Source organism: Kitasatospora sp. NPDC085464, from assembly GCF_044541955.1.
In the GTDB taxonomy this organism is placed as follows: domain Bacteria; phylum Actinomycetota; class Actinomycetes; order Streptomycetales; family Streptomycetaceae; genus Kitasatospora.
Genome location: NZ_JBITTM010000029.1, coordinates 1 through 12,491, shown reverse-complemented (window position 1 = coordinate 12,491; position 12,491 = coordinate 1). Strand labels below are relative to the sequence as shown.

4 protein-coding genes are annotated in these 12,491 nt (G+C 72.8%); 3 read left to right on the top strand and 1 reads right to left on the bottom strand.

The window, feature by feature from the left end:
• Positions 1-155: 155 nt before the first annotated feature.
• Positions 156-3,194, top strand: coding sequence for a bifunctional [glutamine synthetase] adenylyltransferase/[glutamine synthetase]-adenylyl-L-tyrosine phosphorylase (locus tag ACIGG8_RS24920; protein WP_396550838.1), 3,039 nt, complete (start codon positions 156-158; stop codon positions 3,192-3,194).
• A 119-nt stretch (positions 3,195-3,313) separates the two neighbouring features.
• On the opposite strand, the gene ACIGG8_RS24915 is transcribed toward ACIGG8_RS24920, so the two are convergent.
• Positions 3,314-4,282, bottom strand: a complete 969-nt coding sequence (locus ACIGG8_RS24915; RefSeq protein ID WP_350523303.1) for a phosphatase PAP2 family protein — start codon at positions 4,280-4,282, stop codon at positions 3,314-3,316.
• Positions 4,283-4,599: 317 nt separating this feature from the next.
• Here ACIGG8_RS24915 and pulA point away from each other — a divergent pair, with 317 nt between their 5' ends.
• The gene (gene pulA, locus ACIGG8_RS24910; protein WP_396550836.1) at positions 4,600-10,104 is read left to right on the top strand and encodes a pullulanase-type alpha-1,6-glucosidase; all 5,505 of its coding nucleotides are present in this window, start codon (positions 4,600-4,602) and stop codon (positions 10,102-10,104) included.
• A gap of 554 nt (positions 10,105-10,658) precedes the next feature.
• Positions 10,659-12,491: M4 family metallopeptidase (locus ACIGG8_RS24905; protein WP_396550834.1), on the top strand; the 1,833-nt coding region annotated here is incomplete at its 3' end.

Below are 12,491 nucleotides of genomic sequence, written 5' to 3'. Positions count from 1 at the left end.
CGCGCCCGCGAGCCGGCGGGCAAGCCGACACGCCACGCCGCCGCCCGGGTCCGTGCGCCGGGCCGGCCGGTGACCGGGCGGGCCCGGCCCGTGGGCCGTCCGGCGGCGGGCCGCCCGGGCGCGTAACCTGCTGGGGCGGACGGATGGAGGGGCCGATGGCGGTGGACGAGCAGCGGGCCGGGAGCCGGGTCAGCAGGCCGGAGAACCGGCTGGTACGGCGCGGGTTCGGCGACCCGGCGCGGGCGGTGCGGCTGCTGGAGGGCCCCGGCCTGGAGGGCCTGGCCGACGACCCGGTGCTGCTGGACGCGCTCGGCGCGACCGCCGACCCCGACCTCGCGCTGCTCGGCCTGGCCCGGCTGATGGAGGCCGCCGACGAGGCCGACCGGCACACCCTGCGCGACACGCTCACCACTTCCAAGCCGCTGCGCGACCGGCTGCTCGGCGTGCTCGGCGTCTCGACCGCGCTCGGCGACCACCTGGCCCGGCACCCGCACGACTGGCACGTGCTGGTCACCTTCGAGCTGCGCGACATGCACCCCGGCCCGGAGGACTTCAGCCGCGCGCTGACCGACGGCGTCCGGGACGCGGACGTCCGCGGCGGCGACCGCAGCCCGGCGGACGCGCTGCGGATCGCCTACCGCCGCTGCCTGCTCGCCATCGCCGCCCGCGACCTGACCGGCACCACCGACCTCGCCCGGACCGCCGCCGAACTCGCCGACCTGGCCGGCGCCACCCTGCAGACCGCCCTGGACCTCGCCGCCGAGCAGGACCCGGAGGCCGCCGCGGCCTGCCGGCTCGCGGTGATCGGCATGGGCAAGTGCGGCGGCCGGGAGCTCAACTACGTCTCGGACGTGGACGTCATCTTCGTCGCCGAGCCGCGCGAGGGCGTGGCGGAGCCCGAGGCGGTCAGGGCCGCCACCCGGCTCGCCGCCGCCCTCACCCGGCTCTGCGCGGACACCACCGGCGAGGGCACCATCTGGCCGGTGGACGCCAACCTGCGCCCCGAGGGCCGCAACGGACCTCTGGTCCGCACCCTGGCCAGCCACCTCGCCTACTACCAGCGCTGGGCCAAGACCTGGGAGTTCCAGGCGCTGCTCAAGGCCCGGCCGGTCGCCGGGGACGCCGACCTCGGTACCGCGTACGTCGAGGCGCTCGCCCCGCTGGTCTGGCAGGCCGCCGCCCGGGACAACTTCGTCACCGACGTGCAGCAGATGCGCCGCCGGGTGATCGACTCCATCCCGGTCACCGAACTGGACCGCCAGCTCAAGCTGGGCCCGGGCGGGCTGCGCGACGTCGAGTTCTCCGTCCAGCTGCTCCAGCTGGTGCACGGCCGCACCGACCCGGCGCTGCGCAGCGGCAACACCCTGGAGGCGCTGGCCGCGCTCTCCCGCGGCGGGTACGTCGGCCGGGCGGACGCCGCCTCGCTGGACACCGCGTACCGCTTCCTGCGCTCGCTGGAGCACCGGATCCAGCTGTACCGGCTGCGCCGCACCCACCTGATGCCCACCGGGGCCGAGGACCTGCGCCGACTGGCCCGGTCGCTGGCCCCGCTGATCAACGACGACACCCGCGCCGACCCGGTGGCCGCGCTGCACCGGGAGTGGAAGCGGCACGCGGTGGAGGTGCGGCGGCTGCACGAGAAGCTGTTCTACCGGCCGCTGCTCGACGCCGTGGCCGAGCTGCCGCCGGGCGCCGCCGGGCTGACCCCGGACGCCGCGCGGGCCCGGCTGGAGGCGCTCGGCTACGCGGACCCGGCGGCCGCGCTGCGGCACATCAGTGCGCTGGCTTCCGGGGTGAGCCGCAAGGCGGCGATCCAGCGCACCCTGCTGCCGGTGCTGCTCGGCTGGTTCGCCGACTCGGCCGACCCGGACGCCGGGCTGCTCAACTTCCGCCAGGTCTCCGACGCGCTCGGCCGCACCCCCTGGTACCTGCGGCTGCTGCGGGACGAGAGCGCGGCCGCCGAACAGCTGGCCCGGGTGCTGTCGGCCGGCCGACTCGCCCCCGACCTGCTGCTCCGCGCCCCCGAGGCGGTGGCCATGCTGGGCGATCCGCAGGGCCTGGAACCGCGCGGGCGGGCGGCGCTGCAGTCGGAGATACTGGCCGCCGTCGGCCGGGCCGGGTCCACCACGGCCGCCGTGGCCTCCGCCCGCTCGGTGCGCCGCCGGGAGCTGTTCCGCACGGCCGCCGCGGACGTCCTCGGCCGGCTCGGGGAGGACCCCGCCGAGGCGCTGGACGTCGCGGGGGAGGCGCTCACCGCACTCAACGCCGCCACCCTGCAGGGTGCGCTGCGGGCCTGCGTCGCCGGCTGGGAGGCCGAGCACGGGGACCTGCCGACCCGGATCTCGGTGGTCGCGATGGGCCGCTTCGGCGGCCACGAGCTGGGCTACGGCTCGGACGCGGACGTGCTCTTCGTCCACGAGCCGCTGCTCGGCTCGCTGGAGGAGGAGGCCGCCCGGGCCGCCCAGGCGGTCTGCCACGAGCTGCGCACCCAGCTGGGCGCGCCGTCCACCGAGCCGCCGCTGCTGGTCGACGCCGACCTGCGGCCGGAGGGGCGCAGCGGTCCGCTGGTGCGCTCCCTCGCCTCGTACGCGGCGTACTACCGGCGCTGGTCGCACGCCTGGGAGAGCCAGGCGCTGCTGCGGGCCGAACCGGTGGCCGGGGACGAGGAGCTGGGCACGCGGTTCCGGCAGCTGATCGACCCGCTGCGCTACCCGGGCAACGGGGTGCCGGAACGGGACCTGATGGAGATCCGCCGGATCAAGGCCCGGATCGAGGCCGAGCGGCTGCCGCGCGGGGCCGACCCGACCACCCACACCAAGATCGGGCGGGGCGGGCTGGCGGACGTGGAGTGGACGGTGCAGCTGCTCCAGCTGCAGCACGGGCACGAGCTGCCGGCCCTGCGCACCACCCGGACCAGGGCGGCCCTGGCGGCCGCGGTCGCGGGCGGGCTGGTGGAGCCGGCGGACGCCGAGGTGCTGGAAGCGGCCTGGGTGCTGGCGTCCCGGGTGCGGGCGGCGGTGATGCTGGTGCGGGGCCGTCCCGGGGACAGCTTCCCGGGGGAGGCCAGGGAGCTGGCCGGGGTGGCCCGCTACCTCGGGTACGGTGCCGGGCACAGCGGGGAGCTGCTGGACGACTACCGGCGGACCACCCGGCGGGCCCGGGCGGTGGTGGACCGGCTGTTCTACGGGCTCTGAGCGCCCCGGGGCGTGCGGAAGGGTCCCCGGGCACGCGGAAGCGTCACTCCGGGCCTGCGGAAGCGCCCCCGGGCACGCGAAAGGGGCCCCGTGCGGGGCCCCTTCGTCGTTCGTCGTCGCTACCGGCGGGCGGTGCTGACCGCGGGCTCGCTCCACTGCTCGGGGACGGTGACCGGCTGGTCCTGCGCCGACTCCCGGGCGGGCACCTGCGGCAGCTTGTAGACCCACTCGTGGTAGAGCCAGCGGGCCGCGAGGAAGCCGACGGCCAGGCAGATCTCGCCGCCGACGGCGTCCATCCAGAAGTGGTTGGCGGTCGAGACGATGACCACCAGCGTGGCGGCCGGGTACATCAGGCCGAGTGCCCTGACCCACTTCCGGCGGGCCAGGAAGAAGATCGCCAGGCCGCACCACATCGACCAGCCGATGTGCATCGACGGCATCGCGGCGTACATGTTGGAGACGTGCGCGGCGGGCCCGGAGGCGAAGGAGCCCCAGGTGCCGTGGGTCTTCACGGTGTCGATGAAGCCGCCGTCGGTCATCAGCCGGGGCGGGGCCAGCGGGAAGGAGTAGAAGCCGACCAGGGCGATCAGGGTGGTGACGAACAGCACCGTGCGGGCGGCGACGTACCGGCCGGGGTGGCTGCGGTAGAGCCAGACCAGGACGCCGATCGTGATGATGAAGTGCAGCGTCGCGTAGTAGTAGTTCATCCCGGTGATGAGCCACCCGACGCCGTCCATCGCGTGGTTGACCGAGCGCTCGACGGCGATGCCGAGGTGCTGCTCCAGCTCCCAGATCCAGCGCGCGTGCTTCTGGGCTATCGCTTCCTGTTCCGGGACCGCGTTGCGGACGATCGAGTAGATCCAGTAGCTGATCCCGATCAGGGCCAGCTCGAACCAGATCCGCGGCCGGGCCGGCGAACGGCGCTGCTCGCGGAAACGATTGCGCAGGGCTGCGGAACGGGACTGGACGGTACGGGTGGCTCCGTCGGGCACGTGACCGGGGACGGTCGTCGCCGCTTCGGAACCGCCACCGTCGGCCGTGTCGGCGCGCCCGGCGTCGCCTCGCTGGATCTCGGTCGGTTCCCCCATGGACGAGAAGTCTGCCAGACCGCTCGTAGCCGTCTGCTCATCCTCTGGAAGTGGATTCTTCACCGGCTGTCCCCCTTGAGGGCTAGGGGCCGGCTCCCACCGGGGTCGGGGGTGCGCGGGGTTCTGGTGCTAACCGGTGGGACGGACATACGTCCCATTGTCACGCCCGTCGCTCCGGGGGAGTAATCGGGGTGGCCGGAGGCGGCCGTGGAGCTGGATTTTCCCGGGACGAAACGGTTTCTGCATCTTGCTGAAACATATTGCAGGCCGCTAGCTTCCTGGAAACTCGATCGCCCCTTCCCCTAAGGGAGCCCTCAGTGGCCGATGCCCCGCTCCGCCCCCGACGGAGCAGATCACCCCGCAGGACGGGCCGCACGGCCGTCCTGCTGGCCGTCGCGCTGACCGCCGCCACCCTCGGCAGCGCCCCCGCGGCCCTCGGTGCCGCCCCGCCCGCCCCGCCCTCGGACGCCGCGCTCGCCGCGACCGCCGGGCGGCACGACCTCACCCGCGAGCAGTTCTACTTCGTCCTGCCCGACCGCTTCGCCGACGGCGACCCGGCGAACGACACCGGCGGCATCACCGGCGGGCGGCTGGACAACGGCTTCGACCCCGCCGACAAGGGCTTCTACCACGGCGGCGACCTGGCCGGCCTGATCCGGAAGCTCGACTACATCCAGGACCTCGGCACCACCGCGATCTGGATGGCGCCGATCTTCAAGAACAAGCCGGTGCAGGGCAGCGGGGCCGAAGCCTCGGCCGGCTACCACGGCTACTGGATCACCGACTTCACCCAGGTCGACCCGCACTTCGGCACCAACGACCAGCTCAAGGAGCTGATAGCCAAGGCGCACGCCCGCGGCATCAAGGTCTTCTTCGACGTCATCACCAACCACACCGCCGACGTCGTCGACGACGCCGAGCAGCAGCACGGCTACCGCTCGGCGGGCGCCTACCCGACGCTCGACGCGGACGGGAACCCGGTGGACGAGACCGCCGTCGCCGACGCCGGCGCCCCCTGGCCGCGGATCACCAAGGACTCGTTCCCCTACACCCCGGTCTTCCGCAACCCCGCCGACGCGAACGCCAAGACCCCGTCCTGGCTCAACGACCCCTCGCTCTACCACAACCGCGGCGACTCGACCTTCGTCGGCGAGTCCGCCACCGAGGGCGACTTCAGCGGCCTGGACGACCTCGACACCCAGAACCCCCGGGTGGTGAAGGGCTTCGAGAAGGTCTACCAGCAGTGGGTCAAGGACGCCGGCGTGGACGGCTTCCGGATCGACACCGTCAAGCACGTCGACATGGCGTTCTGGCGGCAGTGGGCGCCCGCGCTGAAGGACTTCGCCGCCAAGCAGGGCAACAAGAAGTTCTTCATGTTCGGCGAGGTCTACTCGGGCGACCCGGCGATCACCTCGCCGTACGTCACCCAGGGCAAGCTGCAGGCCACCCTGGACTTCCCGTTCCAGGGCGCGGCCCGCTCGTACGTCTCCCAGGGCGGCTCGGCGAAGGCCCTCGCCGACGTCTACGGCCAGGACTACCGCTACACCGGCGCCGACACCGACGCCTACGAGCTGCCGACCTTCCTCGGCAACCACGACATGGGCCGCTTCGGCTCCTTCCTGCTCGCCGACAACCCGGGCGCCGACGAGGCGACCCTGCTGAAGAAGGACCGGCTCGGCACCGAGCTGCAGTTCCTCACCCGCGGCCAGCCCGTCGTCTACTACGGCGACGAGCAGGGCTTCACCGGCGCGGGCGGCGACAAGGACGCCCGGCAGGACCTGTTCGCCTCGAAGACGCCCTCCTACAACAGCGACCGCGTGCTCGGCGGCGCCTCCGGCCCGGCCGACCGGTACGGGCAGGACGGCGCGCTCTACCAGGGCATCGCGGGCCTGGCGAAGCTGCGCCGCGACAACCCGGCGCTGGCCGACGGCGCCCAGATCGAGCGGTACGCCGCCGACGGCGCGGGCGTCTACGCCTTCTCCCGGATCGACGCCGGGCAGCAGGTCGAGTACCTGGTGGCGGTCAACAACGCCGCCGAGGCGAAGACCGTCACGCTGGACACCTTCTCGGCGGGAATGGGCTTCGACCGGATCTACCCGGCCGCGGGGGAGAAGCTGACCTCCGGCGCCGACCGCAAGGTGACGGTGACCGTTCCGGCGCTGTCCTCCGTGGTGTTCAAGGCGGGCGGCAGGCTCGCCGCCGTGACCGCCGCGCCGCAGATCTCGCTGCAGCCGCCCGCGGACGGCGCCACCGGCCTCGTCACGGTCGGCGCGAAGGTCGACGGCGGCGGCTTCGACCGGGTGAGCTTCGCCGCCCAGATCGGCAACGGACCCTGGCAGACCCTGGGCACCGCCGACACCGGGAAGTACGCCGTCACCCAGGACCTGGGCGCCGTCGCCCCCGGCACGGTCGTGCGCTACAAGGCCGTCGTCCAGGACTCCGGCGGCCACCTGCGCTCCGCCACCGCGAGCTTCACCACCGGCGCCCCCGCACCCCGGCCGGTGCCCACCGCGGGCGCCCGCCCGTACGCCGTCGTCCACTACAACCGGCCGGACGGCGACTACGACGGCTGGAACCTCTACGCCTGGGGCGACCTCGCCGACGGCGAGGGCACCCAGTGGCCCGCCGGCCACGCCTTCACCGGGCGGGACGCGTACGGCGCCTTCGCGTACGTGCGGCTGAAGCCGGGCGCCTCGGACGTCGGGTTCATCGTGGAGAAGAACGGCGTCAAGGACGTGGACGCCGACCGCCACATCGACGTCGGCAGCACCGGCGAGGTGTGGCTGAAGCAGGGCGACCCGGCGGTGCGCACCGCGAACCCGGGCCCGACGAGCACGCCGCCGGCGAACACCGCCGTCATCCACTACAACCGGGCCGACGGCGACTACGACGGCTGGGGCCTGCACGACTGGACCGGCGCCGCCACCCCCACCGACTGGGGCAAGCCGCTGACGCCGGCGCGCCGCGACGCCTTCGGCGCCGTCTTCGAGGTGCCGCTGGCCCCCGGCGCGACCAGCCTCAGCTACATCCTGCACCGGGGCAACGACAAGGACCTGCCCGCCGACCAGTCGCTGGACTTCGCGGTCGACGGCAGGGAGGTCTGGATCCTCGGCGGCCGCGAGGGCCACCTGCTGCCGCAGAACCCGGCCGCCTCCTCGCAGGTCGACCTCACCGGCGCCAAGGCGCAGTGGATCGACGCGAGGACCGTCGTCGTCCCGGCGAACTACGGCGCGGGCGACGACGCCCTGGCCGGCGGCACCAGCGCCCAGCTGGTCTACGACCCGGCGGGCGGCATCAAGGCCGACAAGGGAGTGCTGACCAAGCCCGGCCAGTGGCTGCGGCTCACCCCGGTCAAGGGCGGGCTGACCGACGCGCAGAAGGCGAAGTACCCGCACCTGGCGGGCTACCGGGCCTTCACCGTGGACGCCCGGGACACCGCCCGCGTCCCGGCCGCGCTGCGCAGCCAGCTGCTGTTCACCGAACACCTGCCCAGCGGCGCCGTGCTGGCCGGAACCGGGGTGCAGACCCCGGGCGTGCTGGACGACCTCTACGCCGGGCGGACCGGCAAGGTCGACTTCGGCCCGGCGTACTACGACGGCAAGGTGGCGCTGTCCCTGTGGGCGCCGACCGCGCAGGAGGTCTCCGTCCAGGTCTTCGACAGCGCCGCCGGGGGCACCCCGAAGACGCTGCCGCTGAAGCTCGACGACGAGACCGGGGTCTGGGAAGTCGTCCGCGACAAGGGCGAGCTGGACGGCAAGTACTACCTGTACCAGGTGAAGGTCTGGGCGCCCTCGGTGCAGCAGGTGGTGACCAACACCGTCACCGACCCGTACTCGGTGGCGCTGTCGACCGACTCCGAGCGGAGCCTGGTCGCCGACCTCGACGCCAAGGAGCTCAAGCCCGCGGGCTGGGACGACCACGCCCGGCCGCAGGCCGTGCCGCCCGCGCAGCAGCAGATCCAGGAACTGCACGTCCGGGACTTCTCGGTGGACGACCCCACCGTCCCGGCCGCCGAGCGCGGCACCTACCTGGCGTTCACCGAGTCGCAGTCGGCCGGCATGCAGCACCTGCGGGACCTGGCCAAGGCCGGGGTGACCACGATCCACCTGCTGCCGACCTTCGACATCGCCACCATCCGGGAGAACCGGGCCGACCAGAAGCTGCCCGCCTGCGACCTCAAGTCCCTCCCGGCGGACGGCCCGAAGCAGCAGGAGTGCGTGGCGGCGGTCGCCGCCGACGACGCCTACAACTGGGGCTACGACCCGCTGCACTACAACGTGCCGGAGGGCTCGTACGCGACGGACCCCGCGGGCACGGCCCGTACCGTGCAGTTCCGGCAGATGGTGCAGGCGATGCACGCGGCCGGGCTGCGGGTGGTGCTCGACGTGGTCTACAACCACACCGCCGCCGCCGGACAGGCCGAGCACTCGGTGCTGGACCGGGTCGTCCCCGGCTACTACCAGCGGCTGGACGCCGACGGCAAGGTGACGACGGACAGTTGCTGCGCCGACACCGCGCCCGAGCACGCCATGATGAACCGGCTGGTGGTCGACTCGGTGACCCTGTGGGCCCGCGAGTACAAGGTCGACGGCTTCCGCTTCGACCTGATGGGCCTGGACCCGAAGTCCACCATGCTGGACGTGCAGGCCGCGCTGCGGAAGATGACGCCGGACTCGGACGGCGTGGACGGGAAGAACGTCTTCCTGTACGGCGAGGGCTGGAACTTCGGCGCCGTCGCGAACAACGCCCGGTTCGAGCAGGCCACCCAGGCCAACATGGCCGGCACCGGCATCGCCACCTTCGACGACCGGATCCGCGACGCCGCGCGGGGCGGCAACTTCATGCTCGACTCGGCGCCCCAGCAGGGCTTCGCCTCGGGCCTGTTCACCGACCCCAACGGCTCGCCCGCGAACGGCGGCCCGGACCAGCAGAAGGCCCGACTGCTGCACCAGATGGACCAGTTGAAGGTGGGGCTGACCGGCAACCTGGCCGGGTACTCCTTCACCGACAGCTCCGGGAAGGCCGTCACCGGCGCCCAGGTCGACTACAACGGCTCTCCGACCGGGTACGCGGCCAAGCCGGGCGAGGCGGTGGAGTACGTGGACGCCCACGACAACACCGACCTCTTCGACGCGCTCGCGTACAAGCTGCCGACCGGCACCGCGCCCGCCGACCGGGCCCGGATGCAGGCGCTCGGCCTGTCGCTCACCGCGCTCACCCAGGGCGCGGGCTTCGCCCAGGCCGGCAGCGACCTGCTGCGCTCCAAGTCGCTCGACTCCAACGCCTACGACTCGGGCGACTGGTTCAACGCGATCCACTGGAACGCCGCGGACGGCAACGGCTGGGGCCGCGGCCTGCCGCCGGCGGCCGACAACAAGGGCATGTGGCCGACTGCGCAGTCCCTGCTGGCGAACCCGAAGCTGACCGTCGGCGCGGCCGACATCCAAGCGACCTCGGCGCAGTACCAGGAGTTCCTGCGGATCAAGCAGTCCTCGCCGCTGTTCTCCCTGCCCACCCTGGCCGCCGTCCAGCAGCGGCTCTCGTACCCGCTCTCCGGCACCGCCGGCGAGACGCCCGGCGTGATCACCCTGCACCTGGACGGCACCGGGCTGACGGGGGCCGAGAAGGGCATCACGGTGGTCTTCAACGCCACGCCCACCGCGCAGGCGCAGACCGTGGCGGCCCTGCGGGGGACGGGCCAGGCGCTGCACCCCGTCCAGGCGGGCGGAGCGGACCAGGTGGTCAGGCAGTCCGGCTTCGACGCGGCGACCGGCACCTTCACCGTGCCGGGCCGCACCGTGGCGGTGTTCGTCCAACACTGATCCGTACACCCGCTGTTTGCCGGGCCCCGCACCGCCGTCGAGGCGGAGCGGGGCCCGGTTCCGTTCCGGCCACAGAATGGCCGGAAAGCTCCACTGGCACGGCCGGAACTGTGACGTGCCGCGCCCGTTCGGCGCTGCGCGGCGCCCGACGGCACGGCCGCCGCTTCCGACTGCTGGTCAGTGACCGCCGGTAGTGATCGAACTTTGTCCGGGGCATGAAAACCGTGTTCACGAGTTCGCGATGGCGTACCACAACTGACGAACCGCCATGCATACGGTTTCGGTAATGAACCGGCCAATCAGTGGCATGCATCTGTCATTGGCGGCCGGTTTGCTGCCACGATTCCTCCGGCTGCAGACGAGGGGGCCCCACCCCCCGGTGCAGCCGTTCCAGCCATGGTGCAGCGCGTCCCGACCCTGCAACGGGTTGTGTGCACCGCAACCCGCTACCGCACCTCCGTCGCACCCGGCGGGGGCCCCCACTGCGCCGCAACCCCGCGGCCCAGGTTTCTCTCCACCGGTGCGACCCAGCTCCGGTCGGAAAAGGAGTCCGCATGTCCCGTTACGCTCACGCCCGGAAGGCGGCGGTCGTCCTGGCCGCGTCCACCGCGCTGCTGGTCACCGGCATACCGGTCATCGCCCAGGCGGCCACCCCGGACGCGCCGGCCGCCGTCGCCGCCCAGCAGTCCACCCGGGCCGCGCTGATCGCCTCGGCGAACCAGCAGACCGCCTCCCTCGCCCAGGCCCTCGGCCTGAGCGCCGAGGAGAAGCTGGTCACCAAGGACGTCGTCCAGGACGCCAACGGCGGTCGCCACCTGCGCTACGAGCGCACCTACGCCGGACTCCCCGTCCTCGGCGGCGACCTGATCGTCCACCAGGACGCGAACGGTGCCACCAAGAGCGTGACCAAGGCCAGCGAGGCCAGCCTCGCCGGTGTCCAGACCACCCCGGCGCTGGCCGCGCCGAAGGCCCAGGCCGCCGCGCTGGCCGTCGAGGCGGGCTCCGTCGACACCGCCCCGCGCCTGGTGGTGTGGGCCGCGGACGGCACCCCGAAGCTCGCCTGGGAGACGGTCATCGCCGGCCAGGAGTCCGACGGCACCCCGAGCAAGCTGCACGTGGTCACCGACGCCAAGACCGGTGACGTGCTCAGCAAGGCCGACGGCATCATGCGCGGCACCGGCACCGGCGTCTTCGTCGGCAACGTTCCGCTGACCACCACCCAGAGCGGCTCGACCTACTCGCTGAAGGACGCCACCCGCGGCGGCCAGAACACCACCGACATGAAGAACGGCACCTCCGGCAACGGCACCCTGTTCTCCAAGTCCTCGGACACCTGGGGCAACGGCCAGGCCAGCAACCGCGAGTCGGCCGCCGTGGACGCCCAGTTCGGCGCCGCCGCCACCTGGGACTTCTACAAGAACACCTTCGGCCGCAACGGCATCCGCAACGACGGCGTCGGCGCCATGAGCCGCGTGCACTACGACACCGGCTACGTCAACGCGTTCTGGGACGACGGCTGCTTCTGCATGACCTACGGCGACGGGGACGGCGACACCCACCCGCTGACCGAACTCGACGTCGCGGGCCACGAGATGAGCCACGGCGTCACCGCGGCCACCGCCAACCTGAACTACTCGGGCGAGTCCGGCGGCCTCAACGAGGCCACCTCGGACATCTTCGGCAACATGGTGGAGTTCTACGCCAACCTGCCCAAGGACGTGCCGGACTACCTGGTCGGCGAGCTGATCGACATCAACGGCAACGGCACGCCGCTGCGCTACATGGACAAGCCCTCCAAGGACGGCCAGTCGGCCGACTCCTGGTACTCGGGCGTCGGCAACCTGGACGTGCACTACTCGTCCGGCGTCGCCAACCACTTCTTCTACCTGCTGTCCGAGGGCAGCGGCGCCAAGGTGATCAACGGCGTCAGCTACAACAGCCCGACCGTCAACAACATCACCGTCACCGGCATCGGCCACGACAAGGCGCAGCAGGTCTGGTACAAGGCGCTGACCGCCTACATGACCTCCACCACCAACTACGCGGCCGCCCGCACCGCGACCCTGAACGCGGCCACCGACCTGTACGGCGCGAACAGCGCCGAGTACAACGCGGTCGCCACCGCCTGGGCCGCCGTCAACGTCGGCTCGCTGCCCAACCCGGGCGGCGTCACCGTCACCAACCCGGGCAACCAGTCGACCGCCGTCGGCACCGCGGTCAACCTGGCCATCAAGGCCTCGGGCGGCACCGCTCCGCTGTCGTACTCGGCGACCGGTCTGCCGGCCGGCCTGGCGATCAACGCCTCCACCGGCGCGATCACCGGCACCCCGACCGCGGCGGGCACCTCCAACGTCACCGTGACGGTGAAGGACTCGGCCGGCAAGTCC

What these genes read in the sequence shown, in the direction of transcription:
- ACIGG8_RS24920 (WP_396550838.1), top strand. Translation starts at nt 156, where the DNA reads ATGGCGGTGGACGAGCAGCGGGCCGGGAGCCGGGTCAGCAGGCCGGAG.
- ACIGG8_RS24915 (WP_350523303.1), bottom strand. Translation starts at nt 4,282, where the DNA reads ATGGGGGAACCGACCGAGATCCAGCGAGGCGACGCCGGGCGCGCCGAC.